Here is a 26,337-nt window from a genome sequence, read left to right on the forward strand (position 1 = left end):
AACGCTACTCCCGGATGATGGTCCGGGCCTGTTCCCGCACGTAGGAGCGCATGTACCAGGGGCCGCCGCTGCCCGCTCCCGAGGTGCCGGAACCCTTCCAGCCGCCGAAGGGCTGGATGTCGGGCCACGCCCCGGTGGTGGACCCGGCCCGGCGGTTGGCGTAGACCACGCCGGCCTGGATGCGCTCGAAGAACCGGTCGACCTCCCCGTCGGTGCCGGCGAAGACCCCGGCGGTGAGCCCGAAGATGGTGTCGTTGGCCTTGTCGATCCCCTCGTCCAGGGAGTCCACCGGAGTCACGGCCACGAAGGGCACGAACAGCTCCTTCTCCCAGATCCAGGTCTCCTCCGGCGCGGTCACCACGGTGGGCTGGACGAAGTTGCCCCGCTCCAGGTCACCGTCCGTGACCACCTCGCCCCCGGAGATGATCTCGCCCCCGGCTTCACGAACGGCCTCCACCGCCGACCGGAAGCGGCCCACCGCCTCCTGGTCGATGACGGGTCCAACGAAGGTGTCGCGGTTGCGCGGGTCGCCGACCCGGAGCTCGCCGGTCTTGTCGGCGAGCAGGTTGACGAACTCCTGGAAGGCGGGCCTTTCCACGTAGACCCGGGAGTTGGCAGAGCACTTCTGACCCGACAGGCCGAAGGCGGCCCTCATCACCCCTTCGGCGGCCAGATCGAGATCGGCGCTGGCCGTGACCACCGCCGGGTTTTTCCCACCCATCTCGCACACCACCGGCTTGGGGCGACCGGCCGCCACCGTCCGGTACAGGTACATGCCGACGTCGTAGGAGCCGGTGAAGGTGACCCCGTCCACGTCGTCGTGATGGGCGAGCCGGTCGCCGGCCCCGTCGCCGCCGGTCACGACGTGCAGAGCACCGGCGGGCAGTCCGGCCCGGGAGAATATGTCGGCCAGCAGCAGCGATCCCAGGGCGCCGGTGTTGGAGGGCTTGAGGACCACGGTGTTGCCGGTGAGCAACGCCGCCGATGTGGGGCTGGCCACCAGGGCCATCGGAAAGTTGAAGGGGGAGATGATCGCCCACACCCCCCAGGGGCGCAGGACCGAATGGTTGGTGTCGCCCACCCCGTAGGCGCCCATGGCCGTTTCCATCCCGCCGGCTTCGTCCAGGCGGTCGCAGTAGTAGTTGGCGAAGGCCACCGCCTCCGAGACGTCCCCGAGCGCCTCGAGCCGGTTCTTGCCGATCTCCAGGCTCAGGAAGCCGGCCAGGAGGGGGGTCTCCTCGTCCATGATGTCGGCCGCCCGGCGGATGATGGCCACCCGGTCCTGCCAGGGCGTTGCCTCCCACTCGGGTTGGAAGGCGCGGGCCGCCGCCACGGCCTCGTCGACATCGTCGTCGGAAGCCTGGGAATAGACACCCACCACCACATCGGAGTCGATCGGGGAACTTTCCGTGTAGGTCTCGGCGGTGTAACGCTTCTCACCGTTGATCAGGAGGGGGTGCGTCTGCCCGATCTGCGCGGTGGCGGCGGCGAGACCCTCCTCGTAGGCTTGATGGAGCGCCGGATCGTCCGCCGACATCGTGGCATAGGTGATCTTTCCCATGGTGTATTTTCCTTTGAGCGAATAGCCGGAAGGGGAGCCCCGAAAATCTAGCATGCGAAGCCTCGATCCCGATCCCGCCGGATGACGTTCGCCCGCCGCGTTCGTGTCGTCGACTCCCACACGGCCGGGGAGCCCACCAGGGTGGTGGTCGGAGGCTTCCCGGAACTGGCCGGCGGCACCCTGGCGGAGAAGGAGGCGGACCTTCTCGCTAACCACGCCGACCTGATGAGGTTGCTGGTCGGGGAGCCGCGGGGCCATGCGCCGTGGCATGCCGTCCTGCCTCTAGCGCCGCTCCACGCCGGCGCGGATCTCTCCGTCCTGATCGTCTCCGCCCTCGGATCGCTCACCATGTGCGGGCACGCCCTGATCGGTACGGTCACCACCCTCCTTGAGACGGATCGGATGCCGGCCCGAGAGCCGATGACCGCGGTGGTGGTGGAGACCCTAAGCGGCCTGGTCAGAGCCGAGGCGCGGGTGGACGGGGGCAAGGTCCACTCCGTGACCTTCCGGGGAGTGCCGTCCTGGGTAGCGGTCACCGGGCTGGCGGTGGAGGTCGGCGGGCGGATCTTCGAAGTGGACATCGGGTTCGGCGGGATCTGGTTCGCCCTGGTACGGGTGGAGCAGACCGGCATGCCGATCGCGGTGGAATCCGTGCCCGGTCTCGTGGCGCTCAGCCATCGGATCCGGCTGGAACTCAACCGGACGCTCCGCGAACGATCCGGCCGGCCGCCCGGAATGCCCGGGAGGGTCGATCAACTGCTCTACGTCGGGCCGCCCACGAGCGCCGGGGCGCACGGGCAGAACCTGGCCACCTCGACGGGCCTCGGCTTCGATCGCTCCCCCTGCGGGACCGGGTGCTGCGCCCGCATGGCCTGGCACTTCGAGAGGGGAGAGATGGCGGTCGGGGACACCTTCGTCCACGAGAGCGTGCTCAACACTATGTTCACCGGGACGATCCAGGCCGAGACGGAGGTCGCCGGACGCCGGGCGATCGTCCCCACCATCACCGGTTCCGCCTACCTGACCGGCTTCAACGAGCTGGTCCTGGACCGCGAAGATCCCCTAGGCGCCGGCCTCTTCCTCCCCGCCGCCGGCGGCTGACACCCTGGGAGCTGCGCGTCGTATCAGATGACCGCGGTCTCCGGAAGGATGCGCCCGGTCTCGAAGCGGGCCATGTCGAAGGGGGACAGGTCGAAGGTCGGTTCCGAACCGAGGACCAGCTCGGCAAGGTGCTCTCCCACCACCGGTCCCTGCTGGAATCCGTGGCCGCTGAACCCGGTGGCGTAATGCAGCCGATCTAGTCGCGGAGCGGTGCCGATGATGGCGTTGTTGTCGGGGGTCACGGCGTAATAGCCCCACCAGGTGTGGGTCACCTCCATCTCGGCCACGGCCGGCGCCCGGTTGATGACGACCGGCGCCAGGTCCTCGATCGTCTGCGCCCGCCCGCCCATGGCCAGCCCCTCCGCCTCCCTGTGGAAGTAGAAGCCGGTGGCGAAGTCGATCACCAGCGGCAACCGGCGCGGGAAGGGGTCCGAGCCCCTGGTCAGCCAGATGTGGCGCTTCACCGCCCGCACCGGCATGCGGACGCCTAAAGGGGCCGCCAGCCGGGGGCTCCACACTCCTGCGGCCAGCACTACTTCGGGGGTCGAGACGAACCCGTTCGTGGTGGTCACGCCCCGTACCTGTCCGTTCGACACGTTGATTTCCGTCACCTCACAACCCTGGACGATGGCGGCGCCGTGGCGGGAGGCGGCCTGTGCGTAGCCGAGCGCCACCGACTCGGGCGTGCACGTGCCGTCCCATGGGCAGAAGGTGGCTGCCGCCACGTCGTGGATGCGGATTCCCGGCACCATGTCGAGCGCAGCCTCGGCGGTTATCAGTTCGGACGGCACGCCGAGCGACCTCTGCAGGGCTACCGCACGCTGGAAGGCGTCCACCTCGGATCGGCGCAGTAGGAACAGGTAGCCGTGCTGCTTGAGGTCGATGCCGGTCCCGAACTCCGTCTCGAACCTCTCCAACCGACGGATGTTCTCGACGGCCATCCGGATGTTCAGCTCGTCCGAGAACTGGGCCCGGAAGCCACCGGCCGATCTGCCGGTGGAGCCGGAGCCGATGGTGTCCCGCTCCAGCACCGCCACCTTCACCCCTGCGGCGGCCAGGTGGTAGGCGGCGGACGCACCCATGATGCCGCCGCCGATGATCACTACGGCGGCGGAGGAAGGGAGTTCTGCCATTTTCCGCTCCGGGTTCGCGGCGGGTTGCCCGGTTCAGCCGACCGGCGGGTAGCGGGTGCGGGGGCCGGCGCCGGCCCAGTCCATGTGGTTGCGGATGTACTGGTGGGTGGCGTCGGTCGAAGGCGAGAAGTCCCACGAGTGGAGATCGCCTACCTCCATGGCGGCGTGGACGACCCGGCGCGCTCGCTGCGAGGCGAGCACCTGCTCCCGGATGGCGTCGCTGTCCCATCGCTCGGCCACCTCGGCGGCGAAGCCCGAGGCGAGGTCGGCATGGTCGGGATCCTCCGCCAGGTTGTTCCGCTCCAGCGGGTCCGCCTCCACGTCGTACAGCTGGGCCGGGTCGGTGTCGCAGTGGATGTACTTGTACCGCCCGCGGCGGATCATGAACATCGGGTGGGAGGTCATGACCCCCGTGTACTCGGAGGTGGTCTCGTCCACGGGGTCGCGGCCTCCGGTGGCGCTCTCCCAGAGGCTGCGGCCGGCGGGAGGCCGGGCCGGCTCGGGCCAGGGCCCGGCGCCGGTGACCATGTCAGACAGGGTGGGCAGCATGTCCAGGAGGGAGCAGGCGTTGGGGACCGTGCTGTTGGTGATGTCGGGTCCGGCCATGATGAGCGGTACTCGCGCCGAGCGCTCGAAGAACGACATCTTGAACCACACCCCTCGGTCCCCCAGCATGTCGCCGTGGTCGCTGGTGAAGATGACGACCGTGTTGTCGAGTTGTCCCGTCTCCTCCAGGACGCGCACGAGCGTGCCCAGCCACCAGTCGACGTAGCTCGTGTTGGCGTAGTAGGCGCGGCGGGCGTTCCGGCACTGGTCCTCCGTGTAGCCGACCGTATCGATCTCGATGCCGTGGCGGATGCGGACCGTGTGCGGGTCCAGCGACGCGACCGGTGGCACATCGGGCAGGTCGATCTCGTCGTGGTCGTACAGGTTCCACCATTCGGGTCGGGCCACGTAGGGATCGTGGGGGTGGATGAACGAGGCGACCAGGAAGAAGGGCCGCTCGTCTGTGTCGCGCGCCAGGTCGTAGAGATGGCGGACGGCTGCCGAGCCGACCTCCTCGTCGTAGTCGATCTGGTAGGTGGCCAGCGCCTGGCCTGCCTCCGACAGGCTGGTCATGTTGTGCCACCACTTGCCCATCCGGCCGGCGGCCTCGTCCCAGTTGGCGGTCCAGGCGAAGTCGGCCGGGTACACGTCGGTGGTGAGCCGTTCGTGGAAGCCGTGGAGCTGGTCGGGCCCCACGAAGTGCATCTTCCCCGACAGAGTGGTGCGGTAGCCCGCCAGCCTCAGGTAGTGGGCGAGGGTCGGGATCGACGCCGGCAATTCCGAGCCGTTGTCCCACGCGCCGATCGCCGTGGCCGGCTGGCCCGTCAGCATCGAGTACCTGGACGGGGCGCACAGCGGGTAGGGGCAGTAGGCGGTGTCGAAGCGGACCCCCCGCTCCACCAGGGCGTCCATCGCCGGGGTGCGGACCACCGGATGCTCGTAGGCGCCGGTGAACTGCGGCGCCAGCTGGTCGGCCATCACCAGCAGGATGTTGGGCTTGGCCGAGGAGCCGGCCATCAGCCGAGCGCCGGGAGGTGGTAGCGGGGGCCCACCACGTTCCAGTCCATGTGGTTGCGGACGTACTCGTTGGCGGCGTCTCTGGCCGGCGCGTAGTCCCAGGAGACCGGGTCGCCGGTCGCCATGGCGGCGTGCACCAGCTGCCGGGTGCGCTGGGAGTCCAGCACCCGCTCCCGGATGGAGTCGCTGTTCCATCGCTCGGTCACCTCGATGGCGAAGCCCGAGGCGAGGTCGGCATGGTCGGGATCCTCCGCCAGGTTGTTCCGCTCGAGCGGGTCGGCCTCCATGTCGTACAGCAGGGGTGGGTCGGTGTCGCAGTGGATGTACTTGTGGCGTCCGCGGCGGATCATGAACATCGGGTGCGTAGTCATCTCGGCCATGTACTCGCAGGTGGTCTCGTCGACCAGATCCCGCCCTCCGGCGGCGCTCTCCCAGAGGCTGCGGCCGGCCGGTGCTCCGGCCAGCTCAGGCCACGGTCGGCCGCCACCGGACACATCCAGCAACGTGGGTAACAGATCCAGCAACGAGCAGGCGTTGGGGACGGCGCCCTGGACGATGTCGGGGCCCGCCACGATGAGCGGAACCCGCGCCGAGCGCTCGAAGAACGACATCTTGAACCATGTGCCGCGGTCGCCCAGCATGTCGCCGTGGTCGCTGGTCACGATGACCACCGTGTCGTCGACCTGTCCCGTCTCGGTGAGGGCTTGGAGGAGGGCGCCCACCCACGAGTCGAAGTAGCTCGTGTTGGCGTAGTAGGCATGGCGGGCGTTGCGGCATCCGGCCTCGTCGTAGCCGACGCTCTCGGCCTGGACGCCCCGGCGGATGCGCCGGGTGTGCGAGTCGAGAGAGTCGTGGGGTGGAACGTCGGGCAGGTCGATGTGGTCGTGGTCGTAGAGGTCCCACCACTCGGGACGGGCCACGTAGGGATCGTGGGGATGGATGAAGGAGGCGACCAGGAAGAAGGGCCGCTCGTCGGCGTCGCGGGCCATGTCGTAGAGGTGCCGGACGGCGGCGAAGCCCACCTCCTCGTCGTAGTCGATCTGGTAGGTCGCCGATGCCCGGCCGGCCTCTGCCAGGCTGTCCATCCCGTGGAACCACTTGTCGATCCGGTCGTCTGACGACTCCCATTCGGGTGTCCAGGCGAAGTCCGCCGGGTAGATGTCGGTGGTCAGGCGGCGCTCGAACCCGTGCAGCTGGTCCGGGCCGACGAAGTGCATCTTCCCCGACAGCGTGGTGCGGTAGCCGGACAGCCGGAGGTAGTGGGCGAGGGTCGGTACCGACGCCGGCAGCTCGGCGCCGTTGTCCCAGGCGCCGATGGCCGACACGGGTTGTCCTGTCATCATCGCGAACCGGGAAGGGGCGCACAGCGGCGACGGGCAGTAGGCGGCGTCGAAGCGAGCCCCCCGCTCCACCAGGCTGTCCATGGCCGGGGTACGGACCAGCGGATGCTCGTAGGCGCCGGTGAAGTGCGGCGCCAGCTGGTCGGCCATCACCAGAAGGATGTTGGGGCGCATCGTCGTGCCGCCTATCGCGCTACCTCCTATATCCAGTGCCGCCGGCGCTGGAACGGGTAGCCGGGGAGGGAAATCCGGCGCCGGACCTCGCCGGCGAACAGGCCGGCGAAGGAGATGTCCACCCCGGCCTCGTAGGCGTCCGACACCGCGCTCAGGAACCCGCCGTCGGTCTCCGCCGCTGCTGCGTCGCCCCCCGAACCCACCAGGGTGGAGAGCACGGTCGGCGCCGCCCCGGTCTCCGGCCAGGCCTCACGGATGGTCCGGCCCTGCGTCGGGTCGGGACCGATCACTACCACCACGTCCGTACCGATCCCGGCCAAGGTGCCGGCGCAGCCGGACAAGCCGGCCGGTCCGCCGGCCTGCCGGAGCCAGCCGGCCAGGTCGAGTTCGTCAACCGAGCCCAATACCCGGCCGGCCGCGCCGCCGACCAGGGAGATGGACGGCGGCGAGAGGGCGAGACCGCCGACCGCTGCCTCCAGACCATCGAGAGCTGCCTGCGCGTCCCAGCCGGGGCCAGGCCGCAGCCGGGTGCCCAACTCCGCCGCCAACCGCAGACCCTCCTCCAGGCTGAGCACGCCGGCTGCCTGCGCCGCCGCCAGGCCTGGCGGACCATTCCCCACCACCGCAGAGGGGCGGACGCCGATGCTCGCCCACTGCGCGGTCAGCGCACAGGCGAGTGCATAGGAGAGCGGCTGGACCAGGGCCGGATCGTTCAGGTGCTGGCTGGCTCCGGGCCGGCCGGCAATCACTTCGAGCAGCGATACGTCCAGGGTTCCCTCCAGCGCCTCGCCGCAACGCTCCAGCACCGTACGCGCCACCGGCTCGGTCTGGTAGAGAGCCTCTCCCGCCGCCATCCACCGGCGGTCATGGCCCGTGTACGCGAACGCCACCCTGGTTGTCCCGTCGCGTGCTCCACCGCCCGGCGCCTCGTAGCTTCCGGCCAGGCGCCGCAGACCCTGGCGGAGTTGGTCGGCATCTGCGAACACCAGCCCGGCGCGGTGCGCGAAGTGACTCCGGCCCGTGCCTGCTGTCCAGGCCAGGTCGGAGAGCAGGGCATCGGAGGCCGGACCTTCCCGACCGTCGAGCCAGGACACGTAACGCCTCGCCAGATCCCGGACCGCACCCGGAGACCTGCCGGAGAGGGGAAGCAGGCGAGCGCCGCGCTGCCCAGCCTCTGACACGGAGAAACCGGCGACTGCTTCCGGAAGGTTCACCGGTACCGCTTGCGGGCTCCCGGCCGGCCGGTCGGTTGTCTCGCTCGCCGTGAGAGCATCCGGACCTGACTCGTAGCCCTCGACGAGGACATGTGCGTTGGTCCCTGACAGCCCGAATGCGTTGACACCTGCCAGAGGCGGGTGACCGGAGTCGGTCGGCCACGCCGTCTTTTCCGTCGCGACCCGCACCGGTATCCGGTCCCATTCGACGTGAGGATTCGGGTCCTGCACATGCAGGAGAGGGGGAATGACCCCCTGACTCATCGAGAGAACCGTCTTGATGAAGGCCGCGATCCCGGCCGCCCACTCGGCGTGCCCGATGTTGGACTTCACGGATCCGACGAGCAATGGACGGTCGCCGCGGCGTCCGTCGCCGTAGACCGCCGCCGCCGCGTTCAACTCGATCGGGTCGCCGAGTTGCGATCCGGTGGCGTGCGATTCCAGGTAGTCGACCCGGGCCGGCGCCACGCCCGCCTGGGTGAGAGCTTCCCTCATGATGCGTTCCTGGGCCGGGCCGTTCGGCACCGTCAGGCCCGCGCTGGCGCCGTTCTGGTTGACCGCCGACCCTCGTATGACAGCCCAAATCCGGTCGCCGTCCGCCTCCGCGTCGCTCAAACGCTTCAGGACCACCATCCCGCAGCCCTCGCCGCGTACGTAGCCGTCAGCGGAGGCGTCGAAAGGACTGCACCGCCCGGTGGGAGACAGCATCCCCACATCCATCATGAACCTGGAGATCGGAGGGGAGAGGACCACGTTCACGCCACCCGCCAGCGCCATGTCCACCTCACCCCGCTGGAGGCCCACGACCGCCTGATGGACCGCGGCCAGCGACGAGGCGCAGGCCATGTCGACCGGCATCGCCGGCCCTTCGAGACCCAGGGCGAAGGCGATCCGGCCTACGGCCACGCTTCCGGTGGTCCCGAGGTAGCTGTCGGCCCTGTTGCCGGCCGCGATCAGGTCGCGGTACTCGCTGCTGCCGATTCCCGCGTACACGCCGGTGCGGCTGCCCTTGAGTCCGTCCGGATCCATACCGGCGTCCTCCAGCGCCTGCCAGGTGGTCTCGAGCAGCATGCGTTGCTGGGGATCCATCAGTTGCGCCTCTATCGGGGAGATCCGGAAGAACCGCGAGTCGAACCAGTCGATTCCGTGGACGAAGGCGCCTCGCCGGTACGCGATGTCCTCCGCATCGGGATCCCCGACCGCGCCGCTCCATGACCCGGCGTCCTGGCGGCCGTCGGTTACCGCATCGACGCCGTCCTCCAGAAGGTCCCAGAACGCCGCCAGGTCGCTTGCGCCGGGGAATCGGCAAGCCATGCCGACCACCGCGATCCCGTCCTCGCCGCTACGGACCGGAACGGGGGGTTCCGGTTCCGGGATGTCGGGCGCTGGGGGAGCCTCGCCGACCGTCGAGAGCTGGCCGAGCTCGTCGGCGAGATGGCGCGACATGCTCTCGATGTCCGGATAGTCGAAGACGATGGTGTTGGAGGCGACGTACTCACCGTCGAAAGCACGGTTCAGGCGGTTGCGTAGCTCGACCGCCATGAGAGAGTCCATACCCAGATCGAAGAAGCCGACCGTGGGCGACGGCGCCTTCGGCAGCCTGAGCACCGCCTGGACCTGCTCCGCCAGGAAGGAGCCCAGGACGTCTGCGCGGTCCCCGGCAGGGGTGGTGCCCAGCCTGGAGATGATGTCCTCCGCCGCGGTGGAGGCGCCGGCCGCGTCGGCGGCATCCGAGGACAGCAGGTCCTCCAGCAGGGAAGGCCGCTCCTCGACAGCCTCCTCGAACACCGACCAGTCCATCGACATGACCACCGAGTTCGTGCTGTCCTGGCGTACCAGCCGCTCAAGCGCCCGGATGCCCTGCTGCGGTGTGAACCAGCGACCGCCGAGGGCCGCCCGCCGCTGCTCGATCCGCTCCCGCTGCTCGGCCGCCTCGCCGATGTCCGACCATGCTCCCCAGGCGATGGCCTGTCCGGCGAGGCCGCGGGCACGGCGGTGACCGGCGAGCTGGTCGAGGAAGGCATTGGCCGCGGCATGGTTGGCCTGCCCGGGATTGCCCATGACGCCGACCCGGCTCGAGAACAGGACGAAGAGGTCGAGATCGCGCCGGCGCGTGGCCCGGTGCAGGTGCCAGGCCCCGACGATCTTCGGCCACAGCACCCGCTCGAAGCTCTCCCACGTCTGGTTGGTCAGCGCGGCGTCCGACAGCACCCCCACGCTGTGGATGACGCCGCCGAGCGGGCATAGCTCCGCATCCATGCGCGCCAGCATGGCGTCGAGCGCCGCGACGTCCGTCACGTCGGCCAGCTCGACCTCGACCCGGATCCCCTTCCGGCGCAACGCCTCGATGGTTTCCCGGGCCTCGGCATCGGGATCCCGGCGGCCGTTGAGGACGATGGTCCCGGCGCCCCGGTCCGCCAGCCATTCGGCCACGGCACAGCCGATGCCCCCCAGGCCGCCGGTGACCAGGTAGGTGCGGTCCTGCCGCAGCCGACCCCGGGCGAGGGGATTGGCCGTCACCACGATCTTGCCGAGGTGCCGGGCAGCCCGCATGAACCCCAGGGCGGGTCCGGCCTCGGCCAGCGGCCACCTGCTGTGGATGAGCGGCTCCAGCACCCCCTCCGAGAGCTGGTCCATCACCTCTCGCAGTACCTCGCCGACCCACTCCGGCTCGGTCTTCTTGAGCACGTCCAGCTCCAGGATGTCGTAGCCCACGTCCGGGCGGACCGCCGCCATCTCTTCGTGGGTCAGGATGTCCCGCCGGGCCAGCTCGACGAAGCGACCACCCTCGGCCAGGCACGCCAGCCCGGCCTCGATGAAGCCCTCGCTGGTGAGGCTGTTCAGCAGCACGTGAACGCCCTCGCCTCCGGTGGCCTCCAGGATCTGGTCGCCGAACGCGGTCTGACGGCTGTCATATACGTGTTCGACGCCCAGCGACCGGACGAAGTCATGCTTCGGAAGGCTGGCCGTGGCGAACACCTCCGCACCCGCGGCGTGTGCCAGCTGGATGGCGGCCGTTCCTACCCCGCCCGCCCCGGCGTGGATCAGGACCCGTTCCCCGGGCTCCAATCCCGAGTAATGGAACGAGAGGGCGGCCGACACGAAGGCGCTGGGAACGGTGGCCAGGGCGGAGGGGGACACCCCTTCGGGCGCCGGCGCCACCAGCTCCTCGTGGGTGACCATCTCGGGGGCGAAGGCGCCGAACCCGAGCCCCACCACGTGGTCGCCGACACTGACATTGGAGACGTCGGAGCCGGTGTCGACCACGTAGCCGCACAGCTCCCGGCCCAGGTCTCCCTCCTCGATGAAGCCGAGCGAACGGAACACGTCCCAGAAGTTGAGGCCGGAGGCCTCGACCGCCACCCGGACCTCCCTGGGCGCCAGGGAGCGGGCGGGCAACACTTTGATCTGCGGTCTGTCGAACACGCCGTCCCGGTCCGGCTCCAGCACCCAGTTCGGCTCCTCGGGCAGGGCCAGCCGCCCGGCCACGGCGTCGGGTCGGACCAGGCGTGCCGCCAGGCGGCCTCCCGCGCGGTGGGCGATGTGGTTCTCGTGGTCGGGATACAGCAGTTCGTCGACGAGTTCTGACATCGGATCCGTGCGGTCGGGATCCAGGTCGATCATGCGCGGTTGCAGATGGGCGGCTTCCAGGGTCACCACCTTGCCCAGACCCCACAGGATCGAGCCGGACAGCTCCCCGAGCCGCTCCCGCTCCAGCACCTGCGCCCCGCGGGTGACGAACCACACACCGTTGGCCGGGGTCGTATCGGAGTCGGCCAGGCCCTGCACCAGTGCCAGCGCGCTCGCCCCGGCCTGCCGCACGTCCTCCGCCATCTCGGAGGTGGTCGCCTCCGGCCCGCGCCCTGCCAGGCCCTGCAGGTGGACCACCCCGGCGAAGGGCACATCCGCGGGCAAATCCTCGATCAGCGATCGCCACGACTCCCGGCACTCGGCATCCAGGTCCTTCCTGATGGCCGAGCCCTGACCGGCCGACTCCTCGCTCTCCTGAATCCGGCCGCCCGCCAGGACGACCGTCTGGTTCCGCGCCGCCAACTCCTGCGCGAGCTTCGCTGCGGCGCCGTTGCCGCCGGACGTCAGTACCCAGACTCCCGGAGGCTCCTCCACCTGCGCCGGGCCCTGCGCGACGATCACGCCCTTGTCGAGCATCTCGAACGAGAAGGAGTCGTCGACCCCGAGGACCTCGACCCCCTCGAAGCCGGCATCGCCGAGGGCGCGGCGCCACACGTCGGGGGTGGCCAGGGCGTGGTGGGGGCGGTAGTGCTCGTCGGCGAACCGCCACCAGCCGTCCAGCTGGCCGAACGTGAGATCCATCCAGCCCAGGCCGCGCAGGTTTTCGAGCGCCACCAACTGGCCCGACGGGGCGAGAAGGGTCCGGCAGTGCCCCAGCGTCTCCTCTAGGAAACGGGTGGCGTGCAGCACGTTGGAGGCGATGATCAGGTCGTAGCCGTGGGAGGCGAAACCCTGGGCGACCGGATCCCTCTCGATGTCGAGAGGCCGGTATTCGATGCAACCGTCTCCGTCGCCGAACCTCTCCTCCGCCTCGGCGAAGAACCCGGCCGAGATGTCCGTGTACGCGTAGTCGAACCGCCCGGCGGGAAGCTCCGGCAACACCGACGCGGTGGCCGATCCGGTTCCCGCCCCGACCTCGATCACCCGCAGCCTCCTTTCCTCCGGGAGCCGGGCCAGGAGCGCCCGGACCGCGTCCCGCAGCAGGGCATTGGCGGCGCGGGCCACCGGCGCCTTGAGGTAGAGGTCGGCCGCGGTGGGTTCCCCGCTGCTGAAGAGGAGGGTCAGCGGATCTGCCTGACCGCGCAGCGCATCTGCCAGAGCGCCACCCGACCGGCGGAACAGCCCGACCTCGGTCTGGCCGTGGGAGTACAGCCCCGCCATGTGTTCGGCGAACCCCTCGGGATCGGGGGGTAGTTCCTCGGGCATCGGATCGTCGGGTCCCAGCACCACCTCGAACCCGCCGTCGGTCTCGGCCAGGATCCCGGACTTGGCCAGCATCTCGAGCATCCTGAGGAAGAGGCGCCGGTGTTCGGGGATCACCTCCAGGCGCTGCCGCAGCTCGTCGGGGTCGACCACCTCACCCGGTGTCCGGCGCCAACCCAGCTTCTCCAGGTTGAAGAGCGCGTAGGCACGCGACCACCGTTCCAGGTCCGCCAGCAGGCCGTTCCTGCCCTCGGGATCCACTCCGGCCGCCGACAGGTACTCGGGGAACAGCGCGGTGCCGGCCGCCACATCGGCAGGGGTCGGGAAGAAGTCGGCCGGCTGCAATCCCGACTCGAGCGAGCGATCGCGCCAGACGACCTCGTAGAGCAGGTCCTCCACGCCCTCGAACGCCGACAGCAAAGCGGCCTTGGTGGCGCGCTTCACGGTGTAACCGTCGAACCTACCGATGAGAACGCCGCTCGGGTCGTAGATGCCCATCTCCCCGCTGAGGACCTCCGGCTGCCTGCCCGACTCCGTCTCGGTACCCGGCGAGGCCTCGTTCATGCGTACGTGGCAGAACACCCGGTCGGGAAGTCCCCCGGCCAGCCACAGCCCGTCCCATCCGAACGGCAGGTAGGTCGCCTCCTCCGGGCCGCCGACCATGTTGCGGGCTATGCCCACCACCTGGAAGCAGCCGTCCAGCACCAGCGGGTGCACGTCCAGGCGGTTGCGGCCCAGTGCCTCCGGCAGGAGCACCTCACCGACCGCCTCGCCCGGACCCGACCAGACCCTCCCCAGCGTCCGGAACGACGGACCCAGATCGATCCCGGTATCGGACTTGGCGCGGTAGTAGGCAGGGACGTCAGCGGGCGCCAGGCGGGCTGCCACCTCGTCCAGATCGATCCTCTCGCCCGCCTCCGGCATGGGGGCGCCTGCCGACACCCGACACTCGACATGTAGCGTCCACTCCTGCTCGGTTCCCCTGCTGTAGATCTGGACACGGCGCGACGCGGACTGGTCGGGATCGTCGAGGACGACCTGCATCGTGCGGCCTACTTCGCCGGCGCCGTTCCCGGAGTCCGGCTCCGGAAACACCAGCGGGTTGTGCAGCTGCATGTCCTCCATGACCACCGAGCCGCTACCTCCGGTGAGGGATGCGGTCGCAGCCATGGCGCCGTACAGCGCGCCCGGCGCCACGAGGCGGCCGAACACCCGGTGGTCCTCCAGCCAGGCCGGGTCCGACGGGAACACTTCCGTCTCGAAGGTGACCTCGCCCCGCGCCGACTCGTACCGGACGCCAAGCAGGGGGTGACCGGCCTCCGTGCGCCTCCGCTTGGCCGGATCCAGCCAGTAGCGTTCGCGCTGGAAGGGGTAACCCGGTAGGGAGATCCGGCGCCGCGTCTCGCCGGCGAACAACCCCTCGAAAGAGATCTCCAGCCCGGCTGCGTAGGCGTCCGCCACCGCATCCACGAAGCCGGTGGCAGGCTCGGACGATGAACCCTTTCGGCGCGGCCGCCGCATGCTGGCCAGCACCACCGGGGCCCCCGGGGCGTTCCGCTTACCCGCCCGGTCGGGCCATGCCAGCGTCGCCATCGGACCCAGCACCGCGTGCGGTCCTACCTCCACCACCAGGTCCACGTCGAGATCCCCCAGGGCCCGGACGCCCCCGGCGAACGCCACCGCCTCGCGCGCATGGCGCCTCCAGTAGGAACCGTCAAGCGCTGTTCCGGTCTCGACCGGTGCCCCCGTCAGGTTGCTGATCACCGTGACGGCCGGCGACTGTATCGCCACGCCATCCAACGCGGCTTCCAGATCGTCAAGAGCCGGCTCCACGAGCGCACTGTGGAATGCCCTGGTGGTGTTCAGCCGTCTGGCCCTGATTCCCTCCGTTTCGAGACGGCCCAGGAGGACATCGATGCCAGAGACAGGACCGCTGATCACCTGGTGGGCGCCGTTGTAGGCCGAGACGGTCACGCCGGCGCCGTTCGGCGACCCGTCCAGGCTTCCGACCACCGACTCGACCCGTTCGGCCGGGGCGAAGACCGCGGCCATGGCGCCCGGTCGGGTCCCGGACAGCAGGGCACCTCGCGCCGCGGCGAACCTCATCCCGTCCTCCAGGGTGAACACTCCGGCTGCCTGTGCTGCGGCCAGCTCCCCCACGCTATGCCCCATCACCACGCTCGGGCGGACGCCGGCGCAGGCCCAGAGCGCGGTCAGGGCGCACTCCAGCGCGTAGAGGGCGGGCTGCTCCCACGCCGTGTCGCCCAGGTCCCCCTCCGCTGACGGTCGGCCCGAACATCACGTCGAGCAGCGAGGCTCCCCTCGCCTCGCGGAATACGTCCTCGCAGCGGTCCAGCACCGCCCTCGCCACCGGCTCTCTCTCGTACAGGTCCCGGCCCATGCCGGTCCACTGGCTCCCCTGCCCGGTATAGACGAAGGCCACCCGGGTGGCGGCCCGGGGAGCCGAGCCCTCGCCGTCCTCCGCCAGGGCGGCCAGCCCGGCCCGTAACGAGTCGGCGTCCTTGAAGGCGAGGCCGGCCCGGTGGTCGAAGTGGCTGCGGCCGATGCCCGCCGTCCAGGCCATGTCCGCCAGGCTCGAATCCGTGCTGCGATCATCGAGCCAGGCCAGGTACCGCCCCGCCAGCTCGCCGAGTGCAATCCCTGACTTGGCCGACAGCGGCAGGAGGCGGGTCCGGCGATCACCGAGGCTTTCCGCCGGCAACGGGATACCGGCCACCGGCGGCGGCAGCGACACCGGCACGACCTGCGCGGCGCCCGCCGCCCGGTGCTCCCGGCCGCGCTCGCCATCCGGGTCGCCATGCTCCTCCACCACGAGGTGGGCGTTCGTCCCGGATATCCCGAAGGAGTTCACCCCGGCAAGCCGTGGTCCCGGGTAATCGCTCGGCCAGTCCATCCGGGAGGAGGTGACCTTGAGGGGTAGCCGATCCCAGTCGACGCTAGGGGTGGGATCGTGGAAGTGCAGGTGCTTGGGGATCACGCCCCGGGTCACCACCAGCGCCGCCTTGATCAATCCGGCGATGCCCGCGGCCGACTCGAGATGGCCGATGTTGGTCTTGACAGAACCGATGAGCAGGGGCCGGCCGGGCCGGCGTTCCGCTGCGAAGACGTTGGCCACGGCATCGATCTCGATCGGATCGCCCACCGCGGTCCCGGTGCCGTGCGCCTCCAGGTAGTCGATCTCCGACGAACGGACGCCCGCATCCGATAGGGCGGTCTCCATCACCTGTTCCAGTGCGGGCGTGTGGGGGACCGTGAGGCCGGTGCTGGCGCCTCCATGGTTGACCGCGGCCCCCCGGATGACCGCCCAAACCCTGTCGCCGTCGGCCACCGCCTCGCTCAGCCGCTTCAGGACGACGACGCCGCAGCCCTCGCCCCGCACGTACCCGTTGGCGGAGGCGTCGAACGTCTTGCACTGCCCGTCGGGGGACAGCATCATCGCGTCCGCCCTCAGTTCGTAGATCCGGGTGTTGAGGATGGCCTGGACGCCGCCCACGATGGCCAGATCCGCCTTGCCCTGCTGGAGGTCCGCCACGGCGTCGTGCGCCGCCACCAGGGACGACGCGCAGGCCGCGTCCACCGCCTTGGCCGGCCCCATCAGTCCCAGGACGTAGGAGACCCGCCCGCTGGCGCCGTTCAGGTTGGTGCCGCTGAGGGCGTAGAGGCATCCGGCCGCCTCGCTTGGCTTGAGCGAGTCCACGACCATCATCCGGTACTCGTCGTTGCTGATCCCGGTGTAGACACCGGTGCGGGTTCCGCTGAGGCGGCCCGGGTCCATGCCGGCGTCCTCGAGCGCCTGCCAGCTCACCTCCAGCATCATGCGCTGCTGCGGGTCCAGAAGTTCCGCCTCGACCGGAGAGATGCGGAAGAAGGCGGCGTCGAAGCGGTCGATCCCCTCGACGAAGGCGCCGAAGCGGCATGCCTCGTTCTGCTGCTCGGCGTTGTCGAACAGGTCGGCCAGGCGTTCTCCACCCGAGCCGGGGATGCCCTCGGTCACGGTGTTGCGGCCCTCGGCCAGGACCTGCCAGAAGGACTCCAGGTTGTCGGCGCCGGGGAACCGGCACGCCATACCCACGATCGCGATCGGCTCCGCGGGCCGGAGGTCTTCCCGTCCCCTGACCGCAGGTCGGGAAGGAGGCTGTGTCGATGGACCGGTGAGGTCCTTCAGGGTCATAGGGCTCTTCTCCTGAACCGCGGCGGCGCCCGGAGGAACCGTTCAGCCCATTATCGCCAATGGTCCGTCCTTGGCAAAGCGTCGTGCCCCGTTTGTTTCCGTTGCAGAGGCGGTGGACACGGGCCTACCAGGCCGGCGGGGGCATCGAGCCCAGGAGTTCGATCAGGTCCACCACCCGGCTGGAGTATCCCCACTCGTTGTCGTACCACGCCACCACCTTGACGAGCCGGTCACCCAGCACCTCGGTCCCGCCGGCGTCGAAGATGCTGGAATGGTCGTTCCCGATGATGTCGGATGACACCAGCGGCTCCTCCGAGTACTGCAGCACGTTTCTCATCGGCCCCCGCGCCGCGCTCCGCAGCGCTCCGTTCACGGCCTCGGCGGTTACGTCGGTGGACAGCTCCGCTACCAGTTCCACGAGGGACCCGTCGGGCACCGGTACCCGCATGGCCATCCCGTCCAGCCTTCCGGCGAGGGCCGGCAGCACCGTCCCGACCGCCCGGGCGGCGCCGGTGGAGGTCGGGATGATGTTCTCGGTCGCGGCCCTCGAACGGCGGAGATCCTTGTGGGGCACGTCGGCCAGCCGCTGGTCGTTCGTGTAGGCGTGGACGGTGGTCATCACGCCCCGCACGATGCCGAAGGCGTCATCGAGCACCTTGGCCACCGGGGCCAGGCAGTTGGTGGTGCAGGAGGCGTTCGAGATGATCCGGTCCGTGGCCTCGACATCGCCCTCGTTGACCCCGAGCACGACGGTGGAATCGATGCCGTCCTTGGCGGGCACCGTGAGCAGGACCCTTCCGGCGCCGGCTGCCAGGTGCTGTTCGAGCAGATCCCGGGTACGGAAGGCCCCGGTGGATTCGATCACCAGGTCCACGCCGAGCTCGCGCCAGGGCAGGGCTGACGGCGAGGACTCCCGAACCATCAGGATGTGGTGACCGCCCACGGTCATCCTGCCGTCCCGTACCGTCACCCTCTTTTCCAGCGTGCCCATCACCGAGTCGCGCCGGAGCAGGTAGGCGAGGACCTCATGGTCGGCCAGATCGTTGATGGCCACCACCTCGATGGGGGAGGAGGGGCGGTCGAGGATGATCCTCAGGACCGCTCGCCCGATCCGACCGAAGCCGTTTATGGCGACCCTCGTGGTCATGTCACGCCCCCTCGGAGTGGTACCGGCGGAGCAACTCGACGATGCGGGCCGAGTAGCCCCAGCCCGTGTCGAACCAGACGATCGTCTTGAGGAGGTTGCCTCCGATCACCATCGTGGACAGGCTGTCGAAAATGCCCGAGAAGGTCGAGCCTCGCACGTCACTCGAGACGATCGGGTCTTCGGTGAAGCCGAAGACACCCGGATAGCCGCGACATGCCTCCCTCACCGCCGCGTTCACCTCGCTCACGGTGGTCTCGGTCCGGAGACGGGTCACCGCGTCTACAGTCGATCCGTCATCGACGGGGACGTTGAGGGCCTTGGAGGAAATCCGCCCCGCCAGGTGGGGAAAGACGCCGGACAGGATGTCATCGGTGTTGCTGGTGACCGGGATGATGTTCTCGCCCGCCGCCCTGCTGGCCCGGAAACCCCCGCTGGGCACGTCGCCGAGCCGGGCGCGGTTGGTATAGGCGTGGATGGTGGTGAAGAACATCTGGTCGATCCCGAAGTGCCGGTCGAGGACCTGGATCAGGGGGGCTATGGCGTTCGAGGTGTTGGAGCCCGTGGCCACGATCGGCGGATCGCCGTCGAGCACGCGGTCCGTCACGCCGCTGAGCAGGAGTGGGAGATCGCCGGGTTCCTCCGGTGTCGAGGCCAGGATCACCCTCTTGGCACCGGCGCTCAGATGCCGGCTGCACCACTCGGCCGTCCGGTACTTGCCGGTGGCTTGCACGACCGTCTCCACCCCGAGCGCCGCCCAGTCCACGTCTCCCGGCTCGACCCCTTCGATGAGGGGGATGCGGGAATCTCCGACCACCAGGATGCCGTCCTCGAGCGACACCGGCTCCGGGAAGGGGCCGTAGATCGAGTCGTACTGGAGCAGGTACGCCAGGGCCTCCGGGTCCGCGATGTCGCTGATCGCAGCCACGCGTGCCTTCTCGTCGCCGCCGATCTGGCGGAACACGTTGCGGCCGATACGGCCGAAGCCCATCAGACCGATCGTCACCAATTGCCCCTTCTCTCCGGGAAGCTGGGGAGTCTACAGTTTCGGAGGCTCCGGCTTGCCGGCCCTGCCCGGGGCGCCGGACGCCCGATCCGTACCCGGCCTTCAGGCCGGTCTGATCGCCCGGCCCCGGCGGGCCGACTCGTAGAGGGCTTCCATCACCGCGGTGGTGCGGCGGCCCTCCCGCCCGTCCACCAGCGGCGGGCGGCCCTCGGCGACCGCGGCCACGAAGTCCTCCATCTGGAGGTGATGCAGGCTCGAGTCGGCGTAGCCGGCCTGGGTAAGAGTGTCTCCACGGTCCACCGGCCCGGCGTTCATCAGCTCGTCGATCTCGGGAGAAGGACCCCCGGGCACCTCCCATTGCGACAGCCGGTCATCGACCATGCCCACCGTCCCCTCGGTGCCGCGGATGGTGAGGGTCCGGGGTTCGGGAGGCACGGCGGCGGTGGTGCTCAGCAGGGTGGCCAGCGCGCCGTTGGCGAACCGGAGCAAACCCACTGTGATGTCCTCCACCTCGATGCGGTGGAGGGGCGAGGTGCTGTAGAAGGCGATCGCCTCCTCCACGTCGCCCAGCATCCACAGCATCAGGTCCAGGGTGTGGCTGGTCTGGGTCACCAGCGAACCACCTCCCTCGGAGGCCCACTTACCCCGCCATTCACCCGAGTCGTAGTAGGGCTGATCGCGGTAGAACAGTCCGGTGCACTCCGCCATGAGAGGCCGCCCGATCTGACCGCCGGCGACCGCATCCTTCATCCGGAGGGCGGTCTCCAGGAAGCGGTACATGTAGATGCAGCCCAGGGTCACCCCGGCCGCGTGGCAGGCCTCGATCATCCGGTCGGCGTCGGCCACGGTGGCCGCGACGGGCTTCTCGGTGAGGACGTGGAGACCCTGGGCGGCCGCTGCGATGGTCATCCGGGCGTGGTCGCCGGTCGGCGACGCCACGCACACCGCGTCGATGTCCGACCGGATCAGGTCGCGCCAGTCGGTGTGGACCTCGGTCACCCCGTATCCGGCGCCGAAGTCGGTGGCCCGCTGCCGGTTGCGGGAGCAGACCGACACGAGCCGGGCGCCGCCGGGGCGTCCGGCCAGGGCGCCTGCGAAGAGATGGCCGCCTCCCCCGGTACCGATCAGGCCGAAGCGGAGGCTCATGCCGGGGGAAAGGAGGTGGGGCGAAGGAGGGAGGCCCTCAACATCGGCCGTAGTATACGCCCGCAGTAGCCCCCGGAAGGTGGTCCCATGCGCCGAGTCCCCACCACTGCCGCGGCCGGCGCGGAGCTGGTCCCGCTCTTCCGGGACCACTTGGAGTTGTGCAACGTGCAGCCTGGAGAGACGGTGCTCGGGTTCACCGACACCATGAGCAACCAGGTGTACAACATCGCGCTGGCGGCGGCGGCGCGGGTGTTGGGCGCCGATTACTTCCAGATCACGGTGGCCGCCGACGAGAGCTGGATGAAGTCCCAGGCCATCGTCGATGCCTGGAAGGGATCCGACCTGGTGGTGGCAACGCCCACCACGGAGTGGATCTACAGCGACGCCCACAACGCGGCCCTCGACGCCGGGGCGCGCACCTTGATGCTCCTGGAACCCGAGGACATGCTCCGCCGCATGTTCCCCATCCCCGAGATACGGCGCCGGGCGGAGGTCAGCGAGGCCCTGCTGGCGGCCGGCACCACCCTGCACATCGAGTCCGAGGCGGGGACAGATCTCACCCTGAGCTACGAGGGGCGACCGGTCATGACCCAGTACGGGTACACGGACACGCCGGGGCGCTGGGACCACTGGCCCTCAGGCCAGGTCGTGGTGGCGCCGCTGGAGCATTCGGCGGAGGGAACGCTGGTGCTGGACGAGGGTGACTGCTTGCTCAACCTGGGTCGCTACGTGATGTCTCCCGTCCGGATGGAGCTCCGGGAGGGGAGCATCGTCTCCATCGAGGGCGGAACCGACGCCCAGCTCGCGCAGGATCACTTCGAGGCGCCCCGGGACAGGCGCTCCTACGGCGTGTCCCACATCGGATGGGGATACGAGCACCGGGCCAACTGGAACGCCCTGGGCCTTCGCTTCTGGGAGAGTGGCGGCGTGATGGACACCGAGAGCTACTACGGCAACATGCTGATCGCCTTCGGCGCTAATTTCGTGCGTCTCCTCAAGGGAGAGAACCGGGCTCCGTTCCACTTCGACATCCCCACCCGCAACCACTCCATCTGGGTGGACGACCGCCAGATCATCGACAGGGGGAACTTCGTCATCCCCGAGTTGCAGCTCGACTACCAGGGAGGAAGCGAATGACCAGTCTCGTGATCCGCAACGCCGAATTGCTGGACTGCACCGGCGCCGACCCGCTGGCGGGCATGGACGTGGCCGTGTCGGGGTCGTCGATCAGCGGGGTCGGACCCGGCGTGGGAAGTTCCCCGGACCAAGTGATCGACGCGACCGGACTGACCCTGATGCCGGGTTTGACCGATGCCCATGTCCATATGGGCCTGGTGTCGTCGGCGGGCGATGTGGGTGACCTGCCCTGGATCGACTACGTGTTCACCGTGCGGAGGGTGATCGAGAACACCCTCCAGGAGGGGTTTACCACCGTCCGGGACGCGGGGGGTCTGGACCCGCGCTGGGCTCGACTGGTCGAACAGGGTGTGATAGACGGGCCGCGCATCCTCCCGTCGGGATCGGTGCTTTCCCAGACCGGCGGCCACGGGGACCTGAGACATGCCCACCACCACGCCCACCCCCAGGGCAGTATCCCGGGACTGTCGGCCACCCCCGAGGTGGTGGACGGCCCCGACCAGGTACGCAAAGCGGCCCGTGAACAGCTTCGCAAGGGTGCCACCCAGGTGAAGGTGTTCAGCTCCGGTGGGGTTCTGTCGCCGACCGATCCCTTCGACAGCCTCCAGTTCAGCTACGAGGAGCTGCGCGCCGCGGTGGAGGCGGCCGCCGACTGGCACACCTACGTACTGGCCCACTGCCACACCTCTGATGCCATCCGCCGGGCCCTCTCGGCCGGGATCCGCTCCATCGAGCACGCCAGCATCCTGGATGAGGATGCCGCCCAGCGGATCGTGGACTCCGACGCCTTTGCGGTGGTCACTTTGGCGGTCAAGTACGACCTGCTGGAGAATCCGGAGCAAGCCGGCCTCACCTCGTCCCAACTCTCCAAGCTGCAGGCGGTGGAGTCGGAGGTAGGCAGGAGCATCGAGATCATGGGAGAAACCGGGGTCAGGGTCGGTTCGGGATCCGACATCGTCGGTCCTCTCCAGGACAGGCGTGGTCGGGAGTTACCCAACAAGGCCCGGTTCATGGGCGCGGCGGAAGCCATCACCACCGCAACCACGACCAACGCCCGGATCTTCTACATGGAGGACCGGATCGGCACTGTCGAAGTGGGCAAGGAGGCGGACCTGATCCTGGTGGACGGCCAACCGCTCGACGAGATCGGAGCGCTCGCCGACCCCGACCGGATCGTGGCGGTCATCAAGGGAGGCCGTGTCTACAAGGACACCCAGGGCCGCTGCTCGTCCACCTAGATTCCGGGCAGGAGGGCACGGACCGGTGAGATGACGGCGCCGCCCGATCGACGACAGATCCGGATCCCTGGCGGGGAGTTCCTGATGGGATCCGACCACCACTATCCCGAGGAACGTCCCGCCCGCGAGGTGCGGGTGGACCCCTTCCGGATCGATGCCTACCCGGTCACCAACCGCCGGTTCATGGAGTTCGTAGCCGACACCGGCTACGTGACCTTCGCCGAGCGTCCTCCCGATCCCAGTCTCTACCCGGGGGCTCGTCCGGCGGACCTGGTGCCGGGCTCGCTGGTGTTCGGGATGACGGACGGGCCTGTGGACCTGGGGGACTTCCGCAACTGGTGGGCATGGACGCCGGGCGCCGACTGGCGCCGGCCGCTCGGGCCCGGCTCGTCGCTGGATGGGCTGGACGACCATCCCGTGGTGCACGTCGCCTACCCCGACGCGGTGGCCTTCGCCCGCTGGGCCGGCATGCGCCTCCCGTCGGAGGCCCAGTGGGAGTATGCCGCCCGGGGAGGTCTCGAGGGAGCCGAGTTCGCCTGGGGCGATCAGGACTTCCAGGAGACAATGCCTCGCGCCAACACCTGGCAGGGCCGGTTCCCCTACGAGAACACGGAGCTGGACGGCTGGACCCGGACCAGCCCGGCCGGCTCCTACGCCCCCAACGGCTACGGCCTGTACGACATGATCGGCAACGTCTGGGAGTGGACCTCCACCCGCTACCGGGAGGGGCCACCGACGGCCGGGTCAAGGTGTTGCGGCCCGCCCAGGAGCGAGCAGCACACCCTGATCCACAAACCGGACCCCTTCCCCTCCCGCACCATCAAGGGCGGGTCGCACCTGTGCACGATCCAGTACTGCTTCCGCTACCGCCCGGCTGCCCGCCAGCCGCAGACGATCGACACCTCCGCCGGGCACATCGGGTTCCGCTGCGTATCGCCCGCATGACTCTGACTCTCGGCGGGGACCATGGGAGGCCACCCCCTTCGCGCCGCGGCGCACTGATCCTGAGGATTAGGGCGTCATTTTTGGTGCGGTGATCCTCAGGTTCGGGAGCCGTGGTGTTCCTGAGGTTCAGGGCGTCATATTTGACGCCCTCTGCCTCAAGAATGTCCTGAAGTCCCCGAACTCGCGAAAAAAGCAGGCCGAACTCGCGAAAAACCGGCGCTCCGCACCGGGCCCTCCCCCGCCACCACCTGTCCTGGTTTGGAGCGTGGTCGGCCATGCCCGGCTGGATGCCGGGAATCGGCGGTTCGCTCCATCGAGTTGTCGTGTTCCCTCGATCCGGCCGTTCCGATCGGTATCACCTCATGGGCCGGTTAGGTGCTTGGCGATAGGCAACGTATGTCGGGGGTGTGACAAGTCCGAGCCTTGCCGGAGAGAACGCGAAAAACTCTTGCCGTTCTCCCTGTGCGGGCTCAGCCGGGGGTGGTGGGACCCGCTAGAGAGGAGCGCAGGGCTCTGGCGTGTCCGGCCAGGTCGATGCGTTCGGCTACCTCGGCGGCTTCCTGGCCGGCGGCGTAGAGGTCTCGCGGCCGGACCGCATCGCCGATGGTGTAGATGCCGGCCGCCAGCCCGGACCGGCTCAGCTCGTCCGACAGCTCCGAGGTGGGGCGCCGGCCGCCGATCACGACCGATCCCACGTGCAACCGGTTTTCTCTTCCGCGGCTCTGGATCACCACGCCATCGCCGGTGATCGACTCCGCGGTGGCTTCACGATGGATGGTGACCCCCTGGTCCGCCTCCAGTTCGATCTCGGCCAGCAACCCGGTGAAGGCGCCGTCCGCGGCAAGGGACGCTCCGGCTTCGATGATGTGGATACCGGCCCCGGAGCGGCGGAGGTGTTGCGCAACCCGGCAGGCTACGAAGTCACCGCCGATTACGGCCACGTCCTGCTCCCACTCGTCCGGGGGCCGTTCCAGCGCGGAGAGGACATCGAAGATCGGGACGGTGGGTTCCTGCGTGCCGGCCCACAGGTAGCCTCCCCGCGCTCCGGTCGCCACCACCACCGCATCGGGATCGGCCTCGGAGATCTCGGAAACCCCGACCCGGCGGCCGGTCTCGACTCTCACCCCGAGCTCGTCGAGCTCGCGGGCCAGCCAGTCGGCCAGGGTCCCGTACTCGGGCAGGGCGCGGCGCAGGTAGTGCAGCTGGCCACCCAGCCGCTCGGTCGCCTCGCAAAGCAGGACCTCGTGGCCGCGGAGGCCGAGGAACCGGGCGGCGTGCATGCCCGCCACCCCGCCGCCGGCGACCATGACGCGCACCCGCCCCGGTGATGGTCGGTAGCTGTCCCGGGAGAGCTCGAAGGCGCTGGCGGGGTTGGCGGCGCAGCCGGTCGGGATACGGGCCACCGTCAGGTTGACGCAGGTATTGCACCCTATGCAGGGCAGTATCCGGTCGGGTCGTCCTTCAGACAGCCTGCGCACGTAGTCGGGGTCGGCGTGGAAGGCGCGAGCCAGCGTGACATACTCGAAACCCTCCCGCTCCATCACCCGGTCCGCGAACACCGGATCGTTCATGCGCTGCGCCACGCTCACCGGGACCCGGCCGCCCACCGCCCGGCGGATCGTCGCGGCCTCCTCGATGAAGCCGCCCTTGGGCGACTCCGGTCCCTGGAAGATCATCGACATCGACTCGTAGGTGCCTCCGGCCACGTCGATCAAGTCGATCCCGGCATCGGCGAGCATGACCGCGAAACGGGCCGACTCGTCCGCCTCCAGGCCACCCTCCACGTACTCGGCCGCCGATATCCGGTAGCCGACCGGATAAGCGGGACCGACCACCTGCCGGACCGCGGCGAGAACCTCCAGGGGGAAGCGGGCCCGGTTGGCCAGGGACCCTCCGTAGCCGTCGGTACGACGGTTCGACTGCGGCGACAGGAACTGGCCGAGCAGGTAGCCGTGCGCGCCGTGGAGGTGGATCATGTCGACACCCGCCGCCAGGCATCGCTCGGCGGCCCTGGCGAAGTCCCCGATCACCCGGCGGATGTCGGCCGCCGTCATCTCGCGGGGAACCGTCCCCGGATCCATCATGGAGGATGGGATCGCAGACGGCGCGATGGGTTGGCGGTGGTGGGCGGCGACCGAGGCTTGGCGGCCTCCGTGGTGCAGTTCCATGGCCAGCTTGGCGCCGTGCGCGTGGATCTCTGCGGCCATCCGGGTGAGGGCCGGGATGACGTGGTCCCCGTGGCAACCCACCTGGTACGGGTTTCCCCGACCCTCCGGCGACACGTAGGTCGACTCGAGCTGGATCAGCGCCGCCCCGCCCATCGCACGCCGCCGCGCGTAGGCGATGTAGCGCTCGTTCAGCGACCCGTCGAGGTTGGCCAGCGACTTCTCCATGGGGCCGACGATGATCCGGTTTCGCATGTGCATCCGGTTGATGTAGCCGGGACGCAGCAGGTTCTCGAAGCTCATCAACGACCTCCCCCGGACTCGT

At 69.4% G+C, this 26,337-nt stretch carries 14 protein-coding genes; 4 read left to right on the plus strand and 10 right to left on the minus strand.

Annotated features, from left to right (window positions below; genetic code table 11):
- Positions 1-4: 4 nt before the first annotated feature.
- Positions 5-1,561 (minus strand): aldehyde dehydrogenase family protein, encoded by a 1,557-nt coding sequence (locus OXM57_15090; protein ID MDE0354004.1) that lies wholly within the window; start codon positions 1,559-1,561, stop codon positions 5-7.
- A gap of 81 nt (positions 1,562-1,642) precedes the next feature.
- Here OXM57_15090 and OXM57_15095 point away from each other — a divergent pair, with 81 nt between their 5' ends.
- A complete protein-coding gene (locus OXM57_15095) occupies positions 1,643-2,662 on the plus strand; it encodes a proline racemase family protein (GenBank protein ID MDE0354005.1) in 1,020 nt (339 codons plus the stop codon).
- 23 nt (positions 2,663-2,685) lie between these two features.
- Here OXM57_15095 and OXM57_15100 read toward each other — a convergent pair whose 3' ends face one another.
- The 8 genes from OXM57_15100 to OXM57_15135 form a co-directional block, all read right to left on the minus strand.
- On the minus strand, positions 2,686-3,795 hold the full coding sequence (locus OXM57_15100) for an FAD-binding oxidoreductase (protein MDE0354006.1): 1,110 nt from the start codon (positions 3,793-3,795) through the stop codon (positions 2,686-2,688).
- A 33-nt stretch (positions 3,796-3,828) separates the two neighbouring features.
- Positions 3,829-5,358 (minus strand): choline-sulfatase, encoded by a 1,530-nt coding sequence (gene betC, locus OXM57_15105; GenBank protein ID MDE0354007.1) that lies wholly within the window; start codon positions 5,356-5,358, stop codon positions 3,829-3,831.
- Positions 5,358-6,872, minus strand: coding sequence for a choline-sulfatase (betC, locus tag OXM57_15110; protein ID MDE0354008.1), 1,515 nt, complete (start codon positions 6,870-6,872; stop codon positions 5,358-5,360). Before betC (OXM57_15110) ends, betC (OXM57_15105) begins: the two co-directional genes overlap by 1 nt.
- A 26-nt stretch (positions 6,873-6,898) precedes the next feature.
- Positions 6,899-15,256 carry an SDR family NAD(P)-dependent oxidoreductase gene (locus OXM57_15115; protein ID MDE0354009.1) on the minus strand — a complete coding sequence of 2,786 codons (8,358 nt, stop codon included), beginning with the start codon at positions 15,254-15,256 and terminating at the stop codon, positions 6,899-6,901.
- Positions 15,201-17,231 (minus strand): type I polyketide synthase, encoded by a 2,031-nt coding sequence (locus OXM57_15120; protein MDE0354010.1) that lies wholly within the window; start codon positions 17,229-17,231, stop codon positions 15,201-15,203. The genes OXM57_15115 and OXM57_15120 overlap by 56 nt, the downstream gene beginning before the upstream one ends.
- A 124-nt stretch (positions 17,232-17,355) precedes the next feature.
- The gene (gene gap, locus OXM57_15125; GenBank protein ID MDE0354011.1) at positions 17,356-18,378 is read right to left on the minus strand and encodes a type I glyceraldehyde-3-phosphate dehydrogenase; all 1,023 of its coding nucleotides are present in this window, start codon (positions 18,376-18,378) and stop codon (positions 17,356-17,358) included.
- Position 18,379: 1 nt separating this feature from the next.
- A complete protein-coding gene (locus OXM57_15130) occupies positions 18,380-19,381 on the minus strand; it encodes a type I glyceraldehyde-3-phosphate dehydrogenase (protein MDE0354012.1) in 1,002 nt (333 codons plus the stop codon).
- A 102-nt stretch (positions 19,382-19,483) separates the two neighbouring features.
- A complete protein-coding gene (locus OXM57_15135; GenBank protein MDE0354013.1) occupies positions 19,484-20,527 on the minus strand; it encodes a Gfo/Idh/MocA family oxidoreductase in 1,044 nt (347 codons plus the stop codon).
- A gap of 87 nt (positions 20,528-20,614) precedes the next feature.
- Here OXM57_15135 and OXM57_15140 point away from each other — a divergent pair, with 87 nt between their 5' ends.
- Genes OXM57_15140 through OXM57_15150 form a run of 3 tightly spaced genes read left to right on the plus strand, consistent with a single transcriptional unit; the run spans position 20,615 to position 23,847 of the window.
- On the plus strand, positions 20,615-21,664 hold the full coding sequence (locus tag OXM57_15140) for a hypothetical protein (protein MDE0354014.1): 1,050 nt from the start codon (positions 20,615-20,617) through the stop codon (positions 21,662-21,664).
- On the plus strand, positions 21,661-22,902 hold the full coding sequence (locus OXM57_15145; GenBank protein ID MDE0354015.1) for an amidohydrolase family protein: 1,242 nt from the start codon (positions 21,661-21,663) through the stop codon (positions 22,900-22,902). Before OXM57_15140 ends, OXM57_15145 begins: the two co-directional genes overlap by 4 nt.
- Positions 22,903-22,932: 30 nt before the next feature.
- On the plus strand, positions 22,933-23,847 hold the full coding sequence (locus OXM57_15150; protein MDE0354016.1) for a formylglycine-generating enzyme family protein: 915 nt from the start codon (positions 22,933-22,935) through the stop codon (positions 23,845-23,847).
- Between the two features lie 470 nt (positions 23,848-24,317).
- On the opposite strand, the gene OXM57_15155 is transcribed toward OXM57_15150, so the two are convergent.
- Complete coding sequence (locus tag OXM57_15155; protein MDE0354017.1) at positions 24,318-26,315, minus strand: FAD-dependent oxidoreductase; 1,998 nt, start codon at positions 26,313-26,315, stop codon at positions 24,318-24,320.
- Positions 26,316-26,337 lie beyond the last annotated feature (22 nt).

Source organism: bacterium (genome assembly GCA_028820935.1).
Taxonomy (GTDB): Bacteria; Actinomycetota; Acidimicrobiia; order Spongiisociales; family Spongiisociaceae; genus Spongiisocius.